Raw genomic sequence first — 19,558 nt, 5'->3', positions numbered from 1 at the left:
AAAGGGGCGGTCGGTTGGCCGCCCCTTCAATGCTTCCAGACGGAAGGTACGACATACCGAGCAACAGGTAGATGGCACGCCCTCCTGCCGCCCTATCGTCCGACCAGTTCCTCTTCGGGATAGTCGGTGGAGAAGGCAATGTCTCACTGGGCCTCGAGTTCACCGAGTCGAGAGGAAAGCGCGTCTCGAACCGCATGGTAAGACGAGCCGCCAAGTACCAGGCGCAGCGGCGGATCCGGTTGGTCGGCAACCACTGTCATTGCATCGGCCATGCGTTCGGGATCCCCGGTGATGACCCAACTCCCGGTGTTCACGGCGTCACGTGTCTGGTGGGCGGGCGTGTCGTCATAGACTGTTATGGGTTCCGGTTGCACAAGACTACTCCCGAAGTTGGTGCGCGCCGGCCCCGGCTCAACAAGAGTGAACTGGATAGCGAACGATACCAATTCCTTGGCCAGCGCCTCGACAAACCCCTCTATGCCCCACTTGGTCGCGTGATAGAGACTGAAGCCTGGATAGGCGATCTGCCCCCCTCGCTCGAAACCTGCAGAACCCGTCCTCCCCCCTGCGCCCGCAGATAAGACTGGTGCCCGCCTTTCTCCAGTTTGATGCTGTACTATCCCGGAAACCGCCACGTACCCGCAGCGTTGCGCGCCTTTATCGATCTGCTGAAGGAGCCCGACACACAGGCCACCTTGCTCGGGCCTTCGGGCGTTAACGCGGGCCGGGTATCGTGAAACCGCCATCCACCAGGACCGATTGGCCAGTAATGAATCTCGCCTCGTCCGTGCAGAGCCACACCGCAACGTCCGCAATGTCCTGAGGGGTGCCGATTCGCCCCAGGGCAGCGCGCGCCGCCAGCGGTGGAATGATCTCCTCACCGTGGGCGCGAAGCATGGGGGTATCGATGACGCCAGGATTGACGTTATTGATGCGGACGCCCTTGTCTCCAACCTCAAGCGCGATCGCCCGGATCATGGCGTCCAGACCGGCCTTGCTTGCCGAGTACGCAGATGTGCCGGCGGTTGCTCCAGTAGACAGGAAGGACGAAGTGTTGACGATGGCGCCACCTTGTCCGCCATCAAGCATGGAACGCAGCACAGCCCGGGTCATGAGCCAGGGCCCTTTCAGGTTGATGGCAATCAACTCGTCGAAGCTCGACTCCTCCATCTCGACAGTCGGGCCGCCATTGCCCTGAATCCCGGCATTATTGAAGACGCAGTCGATCTGTCCGAAGTGGTCCAGGGTTTCGGCTACCACCCGATTGACATCATCGGACGAGGACACGTCGGCAGAGCACATGATGGCCTTGCCACCGGCCTGAGAAATTACCTCAGCGTTGGACCGCAATGGGGCTTCCCGGCGCCCTACCAACACGACCCAGGCACCCTCCCTGGCAAAGGTGCGTGCTGCCACCTCACCTATACCACTTCCCGCTCCCGTCACGATGGTGACCTTACCCTCAAGACGTGGATTGCCACTGTTATTCATGGGACATCTCCATTTATTGCTTGCTGACACAATGTCACTCAAACTTATTCCTCAATAAGAGCCGGAACAAGTCAGGTCCCTTTCAATAGACTGATGTGTGAGATTCAGCAATGCCTCGAAATATACGTGCTGGAGAGTTCGCAGAACTCCGGGCCTTTGCTTCTGTGGCAGAAGCACGAAGCTTTCGCCGGGCTGCCTCGGAGTTGGGGCTTGATCCTTCTACGCTCAGTCATGCGGTCCGCGCGCTGGAAGACCGTCTCGGCACGCGCTTGTTACATAGGACAACCCGTTCCGTCGCCCCGACAGAGGCTGGCGCACGTCTTCTTGGCAGGTTGTCGCCCGCATTGTCGTCACTGGAGAGTGCGCTTGAGGACGCCTTGGCGCCAGGGGGCATGCCGTCCGGCACGGTTCGCCTTGTCGCGCCGCGTCTGGCCATTCGTACGCTGATCGCTCCCATTATCGACAGTCTTGCGCGCAACTACCCGCATGTAACGCTCGATGTGACTACGGATGAACAGCCTGGCGATATCGTCCGGGCCGGTTTCGACCTGGCGATCAAACTGGGTGAGACAATAGAGCGCGATATGGTGTCGGTGCCGCTGATGCCCCGCTTCACGACCGCAGTCGTTGGCTCGCCAGGCTATTTCGAGGACCATCTACCTCCCATCACACCGCACGATCTCGCAAGGCACCGATGCATCGGCTGTCATAGCGGTCCAAGCGGAAGTCTCTATCGATGGGAGTTTGAAAAGGATGGAGTGGCCGTCGTGATGGACGTGACAGGGTCGCTGTCGACCGACGACCCCGATCTGATGCTGTCTGCGGCCCTGGCCGGTACCGGGCTATGGCACGGCGTCGAAGAACTGGCACGACAAACCATCGCCGACGGTCGACTGATCCGCGTACTGGCTGATTGGTCACCAAGCTATCCGGGCTTCCACCTTTGCTACGCCTCGGGTGTTGCACTAGCACCGGCCACTCGGGCGGTTGTGGATGCACTCAAGGCAAACGCCCGTAACGCGTGAGCAGTGAAATCATCTGAACGATGCAAGGCCATAATCACCTCGAGGCGAAGGGAGATCGCACCTTGCACTGATAGGCTTCCACGATCTCCGCGAGTATGGACACGGCAAGCATCGACGCTTCACGCATCGAGGGAATCAAGCCAACGGGGCCACGGATTCGTCCAATCTGGCTCTCGGCGATACCGGACGCACGAAGCGTCTCGCAACGCCGGGCATGAGTTGTCTTGCTGCCAACGGCACCGATATAGAAGGCTGGACCTGTGAGAGCCTGAGCAAGGAGTGGTTCCTCCCAACCGACATCATGGAAAGCGAGGAGAAAGGCCGTCCATGGATCATCGCCCATCGCTGGGAGCGTCGATGGAACCGTCAGCTGCGTGATCTGGTCGACTCCCAGGCGCTGGGCACTCTGGGTTTCGACGCTATCGCAGAGTTGCAGCTCAGTCTCGATATCGCTCGCCATCGCAAGTCGGGCAAGTGCCAGGCTGTCGGCCCCGCGCCCGGCAATGCGCAGGCGAAGCCTGGGCGTATATTGGAAGGACAACGCGTTTGTTACTGCCATATGTCCCAACCCGAGATCGCCGGATGGCAAAAGCGTGAGCGTCACCGGCTGGCGCGCAGCAAGGCGGTCATGGCACGCCCGAAGGACACCGGCTTCTGCATCGGGCAGTACACAAACCTCGATCGCACCGCCGCAGGGTAACGGCAAGTCGATGAAAGACGAGCCATTGCCGTATCTCAGACACTCGAACCGACCCGAGCGAAGCGCTTGCCGAGCATGATGTGCCACATCCGTGTCGATACATCCGCCGGAGACGTAACCACAACTCTCGCCAGTAGTGGACACGGCCATCAGGGCGCCCGGCGCTCGTACGGCGCCGCCCTCCGTTGCCGTCACAACGACGAGAGCCACCGCCCCCGCCTTGCGCCAGGCGAGCCATTGGCCAAGGACATCCTGTGCATGCTCCAGATACATCATGAGCCCTCGATGGTCTGTCTTCGCCTGCGCTAACCCTGGACGTGATCGGTCAACGGCAGGTGGCGGATCCGCTGCCGCGAGGTGGCGAACAGCGCGTTGGCCAGCGCAGGCGCGAGCGGGGGGATGCCCGGCTCACCCACACCACCCAGCGGAGAACCAATCTCCACGATGCTCACCTCCACCAACGGCGCTTCCCCGATGCGTAGTAGCGGATAGTCGTGGAAGTTCGACTGTTCGGCACGGCCATCGCTGATCGTGACCTTCTGCCTCAGCGCCGCGCTGAGAGCATCGATGACGGCGCCCTGGATCTGCGCCTCCACGTGATCCGGATTGATGGCGTGTCCGCAGTCAATGGCCGCATGGACCCGCTCGACGTGAATTCCTTCGTCATCAGCCTGCGCCTCCACTACCTGGGCCACATAGGAGCCGTAGCTCTCGACCACTGCCAGGCCGCGCGCGACGCCCTCGGGAGCTGGCTCGCTCCATCGTGACATCTCGGCCACTCGGTCAAGGACAGCGAGCATCCGCTCCTGCCCCGCACAGTGGCTTCTGCGAAATTCCAGTGGGTCGCGACCCGCTGCCGCAGCGCATTCGTCCATGAAGCTTTCGAAGAAGAAGCCGTTGAAGGAATGAGCGATCGAACGCCAGGGGCAAAGCGGGATCGGCAGATCGACCACGGCGTGTTCCACGGCAAAGTTCGGAATGACGTAGCGCATGTCCGACAGGCCAGCAAGCGAGAAGGGATCGAAGTTCGCGAGGTTGCCGGTCGCCTGCGCCATCTGCTCCGGATCGAAGCCATATTCAAGGCCCATCTGCGGTCCGGCGAGTCGGATACCCATGCCGGTGATGTTACCGGCTTCGTCCAGGGTTGCCTGGAAGCGGCACCTCATCGTCTGGCGGTACTGGCCCTGCTGAACGTCGTCCTCGCGGGCCCAGAGGACCTTGACCGGTCGCCCGTCGACGGCGCGGCTGGCAAGAGTCGCCTGCAGCGCGATCTCGCCATGGGTCTTGCGGCCGAAACCGCCGCCCAGCCAGGTAGTGTTGATGAAGAGGCGGTCTGCCGGTACCTGCAGGGCATTCTCCAGTGTCATTCTGAGCACGTCGTGCCCCTGCGTGCCGATCCACAGTTCTGTCCGCTCCCTGGTGGATTCGGCGGTGCAATTGATCGGCTCCATGCACGCATGGGCGAGTAGCGGTACCGAGTACTCGGCCTCGACGACCTGGCCATCGGTCGACAGCGCTGCCTCCGAATCGCCGCGCAAGGTAGAGACGGGGACATCGGGCCGGTCCAACGCCTCGCGAAGCATTCTGTCTATCTCATCCGTGGAAAGATGGTCTGCCGGTGTCTGGGTAAAGGTGATGTCCAGGGCGTCGGCAGCTTGCCTGGCCTGCCACCAGGAGTCAGCGATGACCACCGCACCGCGCGGCACTCGCACTACCTCGATCACTCCTGGCATGCCAGAGACACTACTCTCGTCGATCGACTCAACATCGGCAGAAAAGACCGGGGCGAGTCGGACGGCGCCATACAGCATCCCGTCGCGTTCAACGTCAATCCCGTAGACAGCCTTTCCTGTCACCTTCGCCGGTGTATCGAGGCGTGGTATCGAGCGTCCAGTCAACGTTCGTTCGCTGTCGGGACGCAGGGTCGGTTCCTCCGGCACCGGCAGCGCCATGGCGTCTTCCACCAGCTCACCGAAGGGAATCCGCTGGCCACTGTCGGCATGAATGACAAAACCGTCCTCGGTATGCAAGGCTGCGGGCATTACTCCGAGACGCTCGGCCGCCGCCTGCGTCAACATCTCCCGCGCCTGGGCGGCTGCGAGACGCAACGGTTCATGCCAATACCGGATGCCGTACGAGCCCACGGAGCGCATCTGCCCCATCACCGGAACCCTGTAGGCGGCCACCGGTTGCTTCGGCATGTCGACAATGATGCTGGACCAGTCGGTGCCAAGCTCCTCAGCAAGAATCTGGGCCTGGCCAGTGTGGGTGCCCTGGCCCATTTCGCAGGTGGGGAGCAGGAAGGTCACCTGACCACTCGTATCAATGCGGACGAAGGCTAGCGACATGCCAGACCCTTCCTCCTGCTGTGCCCAGGCCATTGGTAGACGAAGGGGAACAACGAGGGCGGCTCCAGCCACGGCTAGAGTGCTGCCCAGAAAGGATCTACGGCTGAGGGAGAAATGATGCGGTTTCATCGTTCTGCCTGCCCTTTGAGTAAGCGTTGATGTAGAGCGGAGCGCGTTGCTTTCGGCGCTCAGCTTGCAAGGATCAGTTTTCGGAGGCTCGGTGAATGGCCGCCCGGATACGCACATAGGTGCCGCAGCGGCACAGATTGCCGTGCATCGCTGCATTGATGTCCTCATCAGAGGGATTCGGGTTTCGTGCCAGAAGTGCCGCCGCGCTCATGATCTGCCCCGACTGGCAGTAGCCACACTGAGGCACGTCAAGCTCGGCCCAGGCGCACTGGACAGGGTGCGAACCATCCTCGGACAACCCTTCGATGGTAGTGACGGATCTTCCCTCAACCCCGGATAACGGGAAGGAACAGGAACGCACCGGCTCACCATCCAGGTGTACCGTGCACGCCCCACACTGCGCGACGCCACAGCCGAACCTGGTGCCGGTGAGCTTCAGTTGCTCCCGGATCACCCAGAGCAGCGGTGTATCCGTTTCAGCGGTAACTTCCACCGCACGCCCGTTGATCGTGAATGCTGTCATGAATGCGACTCCTCGACCTGACCTGTGGTCTCATGCCGGGATGTGCCTGCACTCAAAGCACTCAGCATCTCGACCGCGTGATCGAAGTGTCCGTCACGCTCCGCCCAGCGCAGGAAGTTCACTCGTTCCACCAGGATTTCCCTGGGTGTTGGCTGTTCGCGGAACAGCATCATGACCTCGTCGATGAAGTCAGCAAGCGGCATATAGCCCTCTCGGGTCGACTGGCCAGGAGTGAGTTCAGTCTGTACCGCGGGAGGGGCAAGTTCGATGAGCTCGACCTTGCCCTTGAGTTGTTCGCGCAGGGACACCGTGTAGGAATGAAGCGCTGCCTTGGTCGCGTTGTAGGTTGGTGTGCCGCTCATCGGCACGAAGGCCAGGCCGGACGTTACATTCACGATCGCCGCATCGGGCTGGTTCACCAGATGGTCGGTCAATGCGTTCGTCAGCCGGATCGGCCCGAGCAGATTGGTAATGACCGTCTGCTCTGAGTCACTCAGGTCACGGGGCCTGGACAAGTCCTCGCGCCGCATGATGCCAGCATTGTTGATCAGGACGTTGAGGCTGGGATGCTCGACGACGACACGGTCGACAAAGGCCATGATGGCCTCCGGATCCTCGATATCAACGACCATCGCATGCATGTCCTGTCGGTCGGCGATGGTTTCCTCCAGCGTCTCCTGGTGACGCCCCGCAACAATCACGGTGTTGCCAAGCTCATTGAAGCGCCGAGCGAGTTCTCGACCAATCCCGGAACCGCCCCCGGTGATGAGAATAGTGTTTTCCGATGTCTTCACTGTTTCGTCCTCTATCGGCTCATGGCCCAACGTAATCAATTCGGCCACCGCGCAGTCGCCTGCGCTGGCATTGCCATTGTCACGATTCGGCGAGCAACAGGGCTTGCCTATACTTGCGCAAGACTTGCCTTATCCTGCAGTGGTGGTGAACGGCTCTCACCACCATGCTAAGTTCGAGACAACATGTGGGAGGGATGTATATGAACTCGCTCAAGCAGGCTGTCCGAGCTTATGCCAGCCGCCACGCCAATGGTGATGGCCTGGCGCTAACACCAGTGTCGGGTCTACGGATGATGTGCCTCGAAGCGCCGGCCGGCGACCTGCATTCGGTTTACAGGCCGCTGATTTGCCTGGTTCTGCAGGGTGCGAAGCGCTTGACCGTCGGGAAGGAGATACAGATCTTCTCTGCCGGTCAGTCGGTCATCGTGGGCGCAGACATGCCAGTGGTTGGGCGGATTGTGCAAGCGAGCCAGAACGAGCCTTATCTGGCGATAGCCGTCGAACTGGATATGGCGGTCTTGCGCGAACTCGCCGCTCACATGGGGAGCCTCCCTGCTGGGCGCCCATCCGAGATGACGACGCTATTCGCCGAAGACACCGAAGCCGCTGTGATCAATTGCGCATCACGGCTGATGCACCTGCTGGATCACTCCGAGGCGATACCGCTACTGCACCCGGGAATCATGCGGGAGTTGCATTACTGGCTGCTGTCGGGGCCTCACGGTACCGCCTTGCGGGTACTGGCAGATCCAGACAGTTACGCAAGTCGCCTCGCTGCCGCCATTGCCATCCTCAGAGCCGAGTACCGGTCGCGCGTGCCCGTGGAACGACTGGCGGCAGAAGCTGGAATGAGCCTCACCTCGTTTCACAAACACTTCAAGCACATGACCTCGCTGGCGCCGGGGCAATACCAGAAGCGGCTTCGCCTGATCGAGGCGCGCCGCCTGATGCTCGACGAAGGTTTCTCAGCGAGCAATGCTGCCTTCGAGGTGGGTTACGAGAGTGTCTCGCAATTTACGCGCGAGTACGGACGACTGTTCCAGGCACCGCCGAAACGCGATGCCCTGCGCCTACGGGGAAAATCGACCTTCACCAAAGAGGATGCGAAGGCCAGGACAAGCGCACTGGCCCAGGGACACACTGCATAGCCCCCCCCCACCGTAGCTGCCTGGCAGCGGGCTATCCTGCCATCATCGAGTCAGGGCGATGAGCATGCGACTCTTTACCCGGCGTGGCTCTGGAATCCTGGTAGGGGTTGATCGAGGCGTTGGCCCACCGGACCTACCGTCAACTGATCGAGAATGACACAACACCCTTCAGTCCAATGGAGGGGCAGTTCCTTCAGCCAGCATCTGGCACAGACGCGCACGACGGCGCTCGAGGTCGGCTATCTGGCGTTCTATGGATGCAAGCCGCTTTCGCTGGATCTCGGATGTTTCCGGACATGACACTGCCCCTTCGATCAAACGCATGCAATCAGGAAAGCGTCGGATTTCAGTCATGCTAAAGCCCGTCGCAATCAGGCGCTGGATCTGTTTGACCTGTTGTATCGCCGTGGGAGGGAAGATCCGGTAACCATTGCTGGCACGAGCCGATGTGAGCAAGCCATGCTCGTCATAATGGCGAATCGACCGTACGCTCGCCCCCGTCTCCCGGGCGAGAGCGCCAATCGACAAGGAGTCTCCTGACAGTGAGGTAGTCTGGCTCATGGCTCAGAAGCATAGCACGGGCCCTTGACCCTGACACCAGCGTGAGGGTTCACACTGTCCGCATCCCCTCTTCAGGAGCTTCTGTCATGCGTCACTCCATAGTACTGATCGCACTTCACAGGCTGGCTCTGCTCAGCCTTCTGCTTGTGGTATCAACGGCCTCATTGGCTGAAACGAAAGACTACACCATCACCGCGCCGGATGGAGTCACCATCGCCGTTCAAGAATCAGGCGATCCGGATGGTCAGCCAGTCATCCTCATTCATGGCCTCCTTGGCAGCCACCTGAGTTGGGAAGCGCAGGTGAGAAGCCCGGAGCTCCAGGGCTACCGTTTGATCACCTACGACCTCCGCGGTCATGGACTGTCTGGCAAACCCGGGGAAGCTGAAGCATACACCGACGGGCGCCGGTGGGCAGATGAGCTGGCAGCGGTGATCTCGGCCTCGAATGCCCACAACCCAGTACTGGTCGGATGGTCTCTGGGTGCCGCCGTCATCACGAACTACCTGGCCGCATACGGCGACGACCGCATCGCTGGTGCACTATACGTTGGCGGTGTGATCGAGCTGCAACCGGATCAGATTGTGGCACATCCGGAAGTGTATCAAGGCCTTGGTTCACCAGACCTGCGAACACACCTGGACGCTGAGCGAGCCTTTCTTGCACTGTGCTTTCAGACTCAGCCCGACGCCGCCACCTTCCAGCGCCTGCTTGCCAACGCGGCCCTGGCTTCGCCGACAATGCAGGACGCCGTGCCTTCAATGACCATCTCCATCGCAGAGGGCCTGGGCGCGGCACGCAAACCGATGCTGCTCCTTTACGGTGCACAGGATGCACTCGTGCAGCCCGAGCCGTCCGTTGCACGAGCGGAAGTCTTGAACTCTCACATTCGCAGCAGGATGTACTCTGAATCCGGTCATGCTCCATTCCTTGAGGAAGTTGACCGATTCAACCGCGACCTATCCGTCTTCGTTGACGAAGTGACACAGCCCTGAGCCATATAAGGTTACCTCACTGCCGGTTCGCCATGAGGGATCAGTGCAAGCTGTTCTGCCAACTGAAGCCTCGGCTCTGCATATAGCCGTCAGCAAGAGTAGTCGGGGATCATTGACCACGGCAGTCAACACAAAAAAGCAAGCCTACTGAAAATCAGTGGCTTGCCTTTCATGTTATCTACATTGTTCAGAGGTACTTTCTAGAACCGGATCTCGCTAGAACGGGATCTCGTCGTCGAAATCGTCGAAGCTGCCCGGGTCCGGCGCACCAAAGTTGCCTTTCTGGCCACCCTGGCCACCGCCCTGATTGGGGGCCGGAGCATTCTGTGGGGGCTGCGGTGCGCCACCATAGTTACCGCCCTGCTGGGGAGTGCCATAGTTCTGCTGAGCGCCGCCCTGGGCGCCACCGAAGTTACCACCCTGCTGGCCTCCGAAGCCTCCGCCCTGGCCACCATCGCCACGGCCATCAAGCATCTGCATGTCGTTGGCAACGATCTCGGTGGAGTAACGGTCCTGGCCGTTCTGATCCTGCCACTTGCGCGTCTGCAGGCGACCTTCGATGTACAGCTTGGAGCCCTTCTTGACGTACTGCTGGGCGATCTCGGCCAGCTTGTTGAACAGCACGATGCGGTGCCATTCTGTACGCTCCTGGCGCTGGCCACTCTGGCGGTCCATCCAGGTATCGGTGGTCGCCAGGTTGAGGTTGGCCACCGCAGTGCCGGAAGGGGTGAAGCGAACTTCAGGGTCCTGCCCCAGGTTACCGATCAGGATGACCTTGTTGATACCACGGGCCATATTTGACTCCTTGAACTTGGCAACGAGCCTGCAACAGCCGATAAGCAATCACTTACTCATGGGTACCGCTGCAAGCACTCAATGTATCTCAGAACTGTCCTTCACGACTGTCCATAACAGCCGCCAATGAGGCCAGGAGATGGTACGCAACCACTCCTGGCGAAGACCGTTCCCGTAAGAAAAACCATTACCGCTACTATACGCGAGAAGCCCTCGTCTACGCGAGAAGCCCTCGCCTCGGGATCAATCTGCACGCGTCTGAGCACGAATCCGGCAGCAATAAGCCCTCAAGGCAGAATTTCACCCCGACGCGGTCAGGCGTGCCAACGCCTCATTATCGAGCTGGGCACGGTCGACCTTGAGATAGGCCAACCGCTCCTCCGGCACCACCATCACATCCTCGACACCGGTTACCGCCGCGAAGCGTTCCATCAATGTCTCCAGCGGAGTGTCCTGCTGCTCGTCGGAAAGCACCACAATCTCGCTGGAAAGGTGACGAGGGGCGCGCATTCCCAGCATCAACAGCCACCATGCCCCGGCGACGATTGCCGCACCGAGGAACACCGCAGACAGACCGAAGCGGTCGGCCAGGAAGCCCCCCATCACCCCGCCCGTGAAGGCACCCAGAAACTGGCTGGTCGAATAGATGCCCATCGCCGTGCCCTTGGCGCCGGCCGGCGCCAGCTTGCTGATCATTGATGGTAGCGTCGCCTCGAGCAGATTGAAGGCCGTAAAGAAGGCGAACAACCAGGCCAGCAGCAATACCAGATGGGCACCGCTCAGGCCCAGCCCCAGCAGACTGAGAACGATGGTGCCGATCGCACCCAGGCACATCAGCTTCATCTTGCGGCGCTTTTCGGCAATGATCACCAACGGCACCATGGCCACAAACGACAGCCCCATGACACCGAGATACACCAGTCCATGGCGAGCCTCGATGATACCGGCGTCGACCAGCTTGAACGGCACGGCGGTGAAGATCGCCATCAGGATCAGATGGAGGCTGAAGATTGAGGTATCCATGCGCCACAGGTCGATCCGCCCGATGATGCTGGCCAGCTGCCCGCGATCCATACCGACATCATGGTGCCCACGCAGTTGGGGAGCGGGAGGCACCAGTTTCCACAGCACCAGCAACCCCAGTACCGCCAGCAACGCTGTCAGCCAGAACACTCCGGATAACCCGAAGTGAGTGGTGACCAACGGGCCAATCACCATGGCGACACCGAACGCCACACCGATCGACAGACCAATGGTCGCCATCGCTGCCGTGCGGACCTGCTCACGGGTCTGATCGGCCAGCAGGGCCATGATCGCTGCCGCCACTGCGCCACTGCCCTGGAGACAGCGGCCAAGGATCAGCATGGCGATGGAGTCCGACTCCGCGGCAACGATGCTTCCGATCAAGAAGAGACACAGGCCGGCGGCAATCACCGGCTTACGTCCGAGGCGATCCGACAGCATGCCAAAGGGAATCTGCAGTACCGCCTGAGTCAGGCCATAGACCCCCAGGGCAAGGCCAACCAGCAGCGGCGTCGCACCTGCCAGATGATCGGCATTGAGCGCCAGCACGGGCAACACCATGAACAACCCGAGCATACGCGTGGCATAGAGCCCCGCCAGACCGACGATGGCTCGCCGCTCGGAGACCAACAACATTGAGCCCTTGGACATAGAACTTCCGACAACCTGGATGTGGGCGTGGCGCCCTGAGATGAACCGCATATTCTATGCCATGTACGAAGCGTCGGCGAGCATCGACCGTTCCTGCATATCTTCGGTGGAAACCTTCAATTGCCTATCTGTTATTCTGCAAGACACGAACGAGGCATTCCTCAAGAGTCGGCCAGTGACAGTCGATAAGACTGGGATTATAGTGATTGATATTTTTTCTCACTGCAGATAACGCTTCCTGCCATGTATTCGATGGATCGAACTCAAGACGATGGAACAGTCGATAACCCTGCAATACCACCATGCTCGAAATGATCTGAGAGGCATGATTGTGGCGATCGCCGGTGTAGGCCTCGTCGTGCTATCCATAGCCATTCCGGTGATCAACGGTTCGTCGCTGCCCGCCTCATGGCACTGGCCACTCAAGCTGGCTGCAATTAGTCTCTGGCTTACAGCGCTGTTCACCTATTGGTGGCGTGAGCGAAGATCGAGGGGCGCCAACGAGGTAGTCGAACTCGATCAGTCCGGCTTCAACTCGCGCTTGTTCGGTCGGGTGGAGTTCAGCGACATTGTCAGCCACACAGAGGGGCGAGACAGGTCACTGCGGCGCGGGGAGATCACTGCGCCCTCGTTACGCCTGCGCCTGACAGGCGGTCGGCAGCTGTCCTTTCATCTCGACTCCCGACACTATGCCGAAGATCTACTGGACTATCTCGCCTTCAACGCCGCCGTACTCGCCGGCGTACGCGGACAGATCCAGAGCTTCTTCAGCGATGGTCTGCCCAGTCGGCAGGCTCTGTTCAGTGCAGGCTCAAAAGTCACATCCTCATCCCTCTCCATTGCACAACGTCCAGTTTTCGATGAAGTCGCAGGCAAACTCCATCAGCCCCCATCGAGAACACGATCACCCGCCAGGTCGCAGTCGCCCGAACAGACAACAGACCCAAGGCCGCAGTTGGGTGCTTCCGTTGCCAGGCGCCTGGGAGAGGCCAATCGTCAGGCAGAAGGTCGTCGGCACCAACAACTGATCCGCAACAGCAAATTCGCATCTTGGGGAATTGCACTGCTGTCGCTTTCCTATCTGATCCGAGCCTGTGGCCCGGAAATCAAGGCAGTGATCGACCCCGGCCCATTTGCCAGCATCCAGCAACAAGCGCCACAGGCGTTCGAGCGCAGCGCCAACAGCCTCCAGCGAACAGTTGCGCAGAGGGGACCTCTCTACCTATGGGGAGCCGGTATCGATGGCAACATCAAACCGTTATTGATGCCGAATATCACCTTCAATACCAGCATCGGCGTCGCAGCCATCGACACCATGAACGCATCAGGCGCCATTTCCAGGTTTCTGCGCAATGGTGAAGCCGAGGGGTATCGCATCGGACTGCTGCATAACGATCAGTTGGATGTGGTCAAGCCAACCCGTGTCTCGATGCAACCGATACCTGGTGAGAAGGTGTTGTTCTTCTTTCTGCTTTCGCCCGAGGCTCTCTCTCCCGGAGGCGTCAGCAATGTGCCACGGCAGGTTCTGGCATGGCATATCAGCTATCACGACAGCACCGAACTTCCCGACCGTATCGCCCAGGGGAACGGCAAGCTGCCGATGGCCATCATCGACCGTTCGCTGCAGATGACCCCGCCGCCCCGCCTGGTGGTGGCGACATCGGAATATCACGGCGTGAGCAGCGATGAGTTCAACCGTGTCGTCCAGGCGTTGGAAACTTACTATCGCCAACAGGGCGTAACCGTTTCTCGCTTCTCAACACGACAGTTCGAGGATGGAGCCGCCGATGAATGATCTGCGCGAGCTGGCTCCTCCCCTGATGGTCAATACGCCAGACTTCAGCGACAGGGAGGCCCGTCAATGAATGTGTCCACTCCCCAGTCCCCCCGTGCTGGTGCGACTTTCTGTGTCAGCGCCCGATGTCGTGAAATGACGCAGCAGACCACTGATGAGTCCACTACTCTGTGTCGGCTGCGCACCGACAAAGGCGTATTCTTCTTCTATCGCGAACAGTTCGAGCGCGCCCTACCGGATCCGGCACCAGGCAACGGAGAGCCGCTGATCATCGGTGCCCATCGCTTGGCCGATGGTAGCGCCTGGCTGCACTGGTTCCAACGTGCCGATGGTGAAATCTGGGCACCACAATACCGTCCTCTACGCGGCCTTCTTCTGACCCTAGCCCTGGTGTTCGCTCTGACCGTTGCCGTCTTCTGGATACCCGGCAGCGCAACGGCGCTGATCCTGGCGAAAATCGTGACAGGTCTCGGCTGCGTGTTCGTCACTTGCTGGACATTGGCGAAGCTAGTCGTCAGGTTGCACCCCGCAGGGAGGCGCCTACGGAGTGAGCTGAATACTCTACAGACCAGCGGCCTGCCTACCTTGAGCGATACAACGCCGCTGCCATCGGCTGCTGCCTTGCCACTCGCTGACGGTATCCATGGCGATGTCGGTATCGTCCAGGGAACCGCCAGTGAGGTCGAGATTACTCAGTGGTCAACAGGATCGGGACGATCCCAGCAGGTTGTCAGGCGCTATCAGCTGCGCTGTGGCAGTGTGCAGTTCACGCTGACGACGCCATCCAGCATGCTCATACAGGGTGGTTTTGTCTTTCGGCGGCGAGCACCATTATTCATTGGGGAAAAGGACCCTATCGCTCTACTTACCCTGATCAGCGATGGCGAGGTACATGGCCTGCTCAACCTCACCGATGGCCTCGCCTACATCAGCTACAGTGGTTGCTCTCATTCGCCACAGTCACGCCGCGTGCTGCTGAGCATTCTGGCATTTATGGGACTGTTCATGACGTTATGCCTGTTGGGCATCACTCTGCACGACTGGATCTCACGAGGCATTGGGCCGGATTACTGGGACTGGTTACAGCTGATGGAATTTGGCAGCTTCATGGGGCTAGTGTCCCTGATGCTGTTTGGTATTGGCGGTTTGGTCCTCACATTTGTGGGATGGCGTTTCCCGACCAGGCTCCTGCCGAACGGTTCGGAGGTGGAAAAGGTGGTCGCCCTGGCGTACCAGTGGCGCCTGCACCACGGCCGTTCTCCTGTACTCATCGAGATTTCCTGACAATGTTGCCTCGTTGGATTCGCCCCTGCCTGTATGCCGCTCTGCTGTGTTATGGCGTGTTTGTGTTTGCCTGGTATCTGATGGTTGGTTATGCCAGACCATGGCATGAGGAACCCGAACAGGCACTGACGGTGGCACTACAGGCCCCTGTCGAGTGGGATACTCTCCAGACTACGGCCGCCAATGGCGACAGCCTATGGAGTGTGGCGTCACGTGGCCGTGACGGCGAGGTAGAAGCCTGTTCCGAAGCCGGTGAATGTCGTGCGACCTGCCTCACTCAGGGCGAAGTGGCAACCGGTGAAGATCTGCCGACCCTCAATTGCCTGGTGGCATCACAGGCGGAGGAAGTGTATCGCACAAGCCTTGGGTTTGATTTCGAACCCCTGAACCTGACCTACCTGATGCGCGCCGATGGCAAACGAGTCGATGTTGTCGGTCGCCTGGGGGGCGAAGTTTCCGGCATGCACTGCGATACCAGAGGGCACTGCTATCTGTTCGCCGAGCTGACAGGAGTTCCCGACCAGACAGTATTCGCCTCCGACGACAACGGCGTGCATTGGAGACTGGCGGCGCAGAGTGTCCTCGATGGCATCGGCATGATCCAGCTACTGCATGTCGACAAGCAGCGCATCTGGCTCGCCGATTCCGGTTCACTCTATCTCTCCGAAAATGGCGGACAGGACTGGCGGGAACTGGCCGATGCCCACCAACTGTTGACCGGTTCATCGCAGCTGGGCAGTGCAACCCTGCGAGACGACTCTCTGGCACGGTTCCGCTGGGGCATGGATGAAACTGGCCGGGTCTATGCCATGGTGGAGAACCGAGGCAGCGACACCGACTCCGTGCTACTACTGCAACTGAATGCCCAAACCGGCGAACTAATCGACATCGAACAGCGCCCCGGCCAATTGCAGGAACTGGTCAACGGTGCCGGAGACCAGCTGTACGCGATTCACCGGGCAGCCGAACTCGAGCGCTATACACTGTATCGCCTGTCCGCCGGCGAGTGGCTGCCGTTGAAGGCCAGCGGGCGCTCGCCTCAGAGCAGTCTGCGCGGTAACGACAATCTGCTGCTGATAAACGCTGGCAGAGGGGACGGCAGACATATGGAACTCAGTCGAGATGGTGGCAAGAGCTGGGTGGCAATGGAAACCATCCCCTATGGTGAACGCCGGGTGTTCGACCCGACGGGAGCAGGGATCCTGGAGTTTCGCTACCTGAATGATGCTGGATACTATCGTTATCGCTGGATTCGACCATGAGAATGCCCATGGGCCGCTCCTTTATCAAACGCCAATCCCTGCTTCACTTTGCCGCCACCGCCTGGCGGCCCGTATAATTGTCCTTTTGCCCGGTCCGCGAGGTGGGAATGGACAAGATACTGGTCAGGGGTGCGCGCACCCACAACCTCAAGCAGATCGATGTCGAGTTGCCCCGTGACAAGCTGATCGTGGTAACGGGTCTATCCGGCTCCGGCAAATCCTCGCTGGCGTTCGATACGCTGTATGCCGAGGGTCAGCGCCGTTACGTCGAGTCGCTGTCGACTTATGCCCGTCAGTTCCTGTCGATGATGGAAAAGCCCGATGTGGATCACATCGAGGGGCTGTCTCCGGCGATCTCCATCGAACAGAAGTCCACTTCCCACAACCCACGTTCCACCGTCGGCACCATCACCGAGATCTACGACTACCTGCGCCTGCTGTTTGCTCGCGCCGGGACGCCACGCTGTCCAGAGCACGGCGAGGATCTCGAGGCGCAGACCATCTCGCAGATGGTGGATCAGGTCATGGCCCTACCGGAAGGCAGCAAGCTGATGCTGTTGGCGCCAGTGGTCAGCGGCCGCAAGGGCGAGCATCTTCAGTTGCTGGCCGAACTGCGCGCTCAGGGTTTTGTCCGCGCCATGATCGACGGCCAGGTCATCGAGTTGGACGACGTCCGTCCGCTGGACAAGAACCGCAAGCACGACATCAGTGTGGTGGTCGATCGCATCAAGGTGCGCGACGGGCTGGAGCAGCGCCTGGCGGAATCCTTCGAAACCGCGCTGGGTCTGGCCGATGGGGTGGCAATGGTCCACTTCATGGATGGCGACCGGGATGACATCGCCTTCTCGGCACGCTTCGCCTGCCCGGTCTGCGGCTACTCGATTCCCGAACTCGAGCCGCGCATGTTCTCGTTCAACAACCCGGCGGGGGCTTGCCCGACCTGCGATGGTCTGGGCGTGGAGCAGTTCTTTGATCCCGACAAGCTGATCAGCCACCCGGAGCTGTCGCTGGCCGAGGGCGTGATCAAGGGCTGGGACCGCCGTAGCGTCTACTACTTCAACCAGCTCAAGGCGGTGGCCGAGCATTACCGCTTTACCCTGGAAACCCCGTGGCAGGACCTGGCCCGACACGAGCGTGACATCGTGCTCCAGGGCAGCGGCGGGGACGACATCGCCTTCACCTACGTCAATGACCGCGGCAAGAAGGTGACCCGGGAACACCCCTTCGAGGGAGTGCTGCCCAATATGCGCCGCCGCTACCGCGAGACGGAGTCGAGCACGGTGCGCGAGGAGCTGTCACGCTACATCGCGGTACAGCCCTGCAAGACCTGCGAGGGCTCGCGTCTACGCAAGGAAGCCCGTCACGTATTCGTCGATGGCACCACCCTGCCCGATGTCGTCCGCCTGCCGATCGGCGAGGCACAGAGTTACTTCGCCGCACTCCAGCTACCGGGGCGCAAGGGCGAGATTGCCCTGAAGATCATCAACGAGATCTCGGCGCGCCTCGAGTTTCTGGTCAATGTCGGCCTCGACTACCTCAATCTGGAACGCAGCGCCGAGACCCTGTCCGGCGGCGAGGCCCAGCGCATCCGCCTCGCCAGCCAGGTCGGTGCGGGCCTGGTCGGAGTCATGTATATCCTCGACGAACCCTCCATCGGCCTGCATCAGCGCGACAACGACCGCCTGCTGCAGACCCTGGTTCGTCTGCGCGATCTCGGCAACACCGTGATCGTGGTCGAGCACGATGAGGATGCGATCAGAGCTGCTGACCATGTACTGGATATCGGCCCCGGTGCCGGTGTCCATGGCGGTCAGATCGTCGCCCAGGGCACGCCCGAGCAGATCATGGCCAACAAGAATTCCCTCACCGGACAATACCTGTCCGGCACACGGGAAATCGCCGTGCCGCCCTGGCGGATTCCGGGCAACCCCGAGAAGGTGCTGCGACTGGTCGGCGCCACCGGCAACAACCTGCAGAACGTCACCCTGGAGCTTCCTCTGGGACTGCTGGTATGCGTGACCGGAGTCTCGGGCTCAGGCAAGTCGACTCTGATCAACACCACTCTGATGCCGATTGCCGCCCGGGAATTGAACCGGGCCACGACTCTGACCCCCTCCCCCTACACCAGCATCGAGGGCCTGGATCAGCTCGACAAGGTCATCGATATCGACCAGAGCCCGATCGGTCGGACTCCCCGTTCGAACCCGGCCACCTACACCGGTATCTTCACGCCGATTCGTGAGCTGTTTGCCGGTACTCAAGAGGCGCGTTCAAGGGGATACAAGCCGGGCCGCTTCTCGTTCAACGTCAAGGGAGGTCGCTGCGAGGCCTGCCAGGGCGAAGGCATGATCAAGGTCGAGATGCACTTCCTGCCCGACATCTACGTGCCCTGCGATGTGTGCAAGGGCAAACGCTACAATCGCGAAACCCTGGACATCCAATACAAGGGCAAGACCATCGACGAGGTTCTCGCGATGACGGTCGAGGAAGCGCTGGAATTCTTCAGTCCGGTACCGGCCATTGCCCGTCGTCTGCAAACGCTGGTCGACGTCGGTCTGACCTACATTCGCCTCGGCCAGAGCGCTACTACCCTGTCCGGCGGTGAGGCGCAGCGTGTCAAACTGGCCCGCGAGCTGGCCAAGCGTGATACCGGTCAGACGCTGTATATTCTCGACGAGCCGACCACCGGCCTGCACTTCGAGGACATTCGTCAGTTACTGACCGTACTCCACCGTCTGCGCGACCATGGCAACACCATTGTGGTCATCGAGCACAATCTGGACGTGATCAAGACCGCCGACTGGATCATCGACCTGGGCCCCGAAGGCGGCTCCGGTGGCGGCCAGATCATTGCGGAGGGTACGCCAGAGCAGGTGGCAAGAATGGAAGTCTCGCATACCGGGCGCTTCCTCAAACCCTTGCTCGAGCGCCAGGCCGACCGTGCCGATACCGAAGCCAGAGGTGATCGAAAGAAAGGGAAAGGCGGCAAGGAAAAGGCCACCGCCTGACGCCCCGTCCGGCACCATCAATGCAT

Annotated in this window: 16 protein-coding genes and 1 pseudogene; 7 read left to right on the top strand and 10 right to left on the bottom strand. The window is 60.4% G+C overall.

All coding sequences use genetic code 11. The annotated features are described in order from the left end of the window. Positions 1–143 precede the first annotated feature (143 nt). The 3 genes and pseudogenes from BUE38_RS23285 to BUE38_RS16800 all read right to left on the bottom strand — a co-directional run bounded on the left by BUE38_RS23285 (position 144) and on the right by BUE38_RS16800 (position 1,491). Positions 144–374, bottom strand: a complete 231-nt coding sequence (locus BUE38_RS23285; RefSeq protein ID WP_234987074.1) for a Rossmann-fold NAD(P)-binding domain-containing protein — start codon at positions 372–374, stop codon at positions 144–146. 9 nt (positions 375–383) lie between these two features. Then, positions 384–746: pseudogene (locus BUE38_RS23530) on the bottom strand (SDR family NAD(P)-dependent oxidoreductase); the annotation flags it as partial. Next, the gene (locus tag BUE38_RS16800) at positions 715–1,491 is read right to left on the bottom strand and encodes an SDR family NAD(P)-dependent oxidoreductase (protein WP_073436393.1); all 777 of its coding nucleotides are present in this window, start codon (positions 1,489–1,491) and stop codon (positions 715–717) included. The pseudogene BUE38_RS23530 and the gene BUE38_RS16800, both read right to left, overlap by 32 nt. Before the next feature lie 110 nt (positions 1,492–1,601). On the opposite strand from BUE38_RS16800, the gene BUE38_RS16795 reads away from it, so the two are divergent. Further along, positions 1,602–2,516 carry a LysR family transcriptional regulator gene (locus BUE38_RS16795; RefSeq protein WP_073436392.1) on the top strand — a complete coding sequence of 305 codons (915 nt, stop codon included), beginning with the start codon at positions 1,602–1,604 and terminating at the stop codon, positions 2,514–2,516. A gap of 34 nt (positions 2,517–2,550) precedes the next feature. Here the strand turns inward: BUE38_RS16795 and BUE38_RS16790 are convergent, their stop codons facing one another. From BUE38_RS16790 to BUE38_RS16775, 4 genes are all read right to left on the bottom strand, one after another. After that, on the bottom strand, positions 2,551–3,489 hold the full coding sequence (locus BUE38_RS16790) for an XdhC family protein (RefSeq protein ID WP_073436555.1): 939 nt from the start codon (positions 3,487–3,489) through the stop codon (positions 2,551–2,553). A 32-nt stretch (positions 3,490–3,521) separates the two neighbouring features. Then, complete coding sequence (locus tag BUE38_RS16785) at positions 3,522–5,564, bottom strand: xanthine dehydrogenase family protein molybdopterin-binding subunit (RefSeq protein WP_159438906.1); 2,043 nt, start codon at positions 5,562–5,564, stop codon at positions 3,522–3,524. A 202-nt stretch (positions 5,565–5,766) separates the two neighbouring features. Further along, positions 5,767–6,216 (bottom strand): (2Fe-2S)-binding protein, encoded by a 450-nt coding sequence (locus BUE38_RS16780; protein ID WP_073436390.1) that lies wholly within the window; start codon positions 6,214–6,216, stop codon positions 5,767–5,769. Then, positions 6,213–7,010: an SDR family oxidoreductase gene (locus BUE38_RS16775; RefSeq protein WP_073436554.1), complete on the bottom strand. Its 798-nt coding sequence runs from the start codon at positions 7,008–7,010 to the stop codon at positions 6,213–6,215. The genes BUE38_RS16780 and BUE38_RS16775 overlap by 4 nt, the downstream gene beginning before the upstream one ends. A gap of 200 nt (positions 7,011–7,210) precedes the next feature. Between BUE38_RS16775 and BUE38_RS16770 the strand changes: the two genes are divergently transcribed. Continuing rightward, positions 7,211–8,158: an AraC family transcriptional regulator gene (locus BUE38_RS16770; protein WP_073436553.1), complete on the top strand. Its 948-nt coding sequence runs from the start codon at positions 7,211–7,213 to the stop codon at positions 8,156–8,158. A 168-nt stretch (positions 8,159–8,326) separates the two neighbouring features. Here the strand turns inward: BUE38_RS16770 and BUE38_RS16765 are convergent, their stop codons facing one another. After that, positions 8,327–8,686: a MerR family transcriptional regulator gene (locus tag BUE38_RS16765; RefSeq protein WP_234987073.1), complete on the bottom strand. Its 360-nt coding sequence runs from the start codon at positions 8,684–8,686 to the stop codon at positions 8,327–8,329. 119 nt (positions 8,687–8,805) lie between these two features. On the opposite strand from BUE38_RS16765, the gene BUE38_RS16760 reads away from it, so the two are divergent. Then, a complete protein-coding gene (locus tag BUE38_RS16760) occupies positions 8,806–9,714 on the top strand; it encodes an alpha/beta fold hydrolase (protein ID WP_073436388.1) in 909 nt (302 codons plus the stop codon). 216 nt (positions 9,715–9,930) lie between these two features. On the opposite strand, the gene ssb is transcribed toward BUE38_RS16760, so the two are convergent. Beyond that, positions 9,931–10,509, bottom strand: coding sequence for a single-stranded DNA-binding protein (ssb, locus tag BUE38_RS16755; RefSeq protein WP_073436387.1), 579 nt, complete (start codon positions 10,507–10,509; stop codon positions 9,931–9,933). A gap of 300 nt (positions 10,510–10,809) precedes the next feature. Beyond that, positions 10,810–12,183, bottom strand: a complete 1,374-nt coding sequence (locus BUE38_RS16750) for an MFS transporter (RefSeq protein ID WP_073436386.1) — start codon at positions 12,181–12,183, stop codon at positions 10,810–10,812. 325 nt (positions 12,184–12,508) lie between these two features. Here BUE38_RS16750 and BUE38_RS16740 point away from each other — a divergent pair, with 325 nt between their 5' ends. From BUE38_RS16740 to uvrA, 4 genes are all read left to right on the top strand, one after another. Beyond that, positions 12,509–13,978, top strand: a complete 1,470-nt coding sequence (locus tag BUE38_RS16740; RefSeq protein ID WP_073436384.1) for a hypothetical protein — start codon at positions 12,509–12,511, stop codon at positions 13,976–13,978. 66 nt (positions 13,979–14,044) lie between these two features. After that, positions 14,045–15,262 (top strand): hypothetical protein, encoded by a 1,218-nt coding sequence (locus BUE38_RS16735; RefSeq protein ID WP_073436383.1) that lies wholly within the window; start codon positions 14,045–14,047, stop codon positions 15,260–15,262. Positions 15,263–15,264: 2 nt separating this feature from the next. Continuing rightward, positions 15,265–16,524, top strand: a complete 1,260-nt coding sequence (locus tag BUE38_RS16730) for a beta propeller repeat protein (RefSeq protein WP_073436382.1) — start codon at positions 15,265–15,267, stop codon at positions 16,522–16,524. A gap of 107 nt (positions 16,525–16,631) precedes the next feature. Further along, positions 16,632–19,532, top strand: a complete 2,901-nt coding sequence (gene uvrA / locus BUE38_RS16725) for an excinuclease ABC subunit UvrA (protein WP_073436381.1) — start codon at positions 16,632–16,634, stop codon at positions 19,530–19,532. Positions 19,533–19,558 lie beyond the last annotated feature (26 nt).

Origin of the sequence: Halomonas cupida (assembly GCF_900142755.1) — a bacterium.
In the GTDB taxonomy this organism is placed as follows: domain Bacteria; phylum Pseudomonadota; class Gammaproteobacteria; order Pseudomonadales; family Halomonadaceae; genus Halomonas; species Halomonas cupida.
Note: the sequence above shows the minus strand (reverse complement) of the source record. Positions and strands in the feature narration are given on the sequence as shown.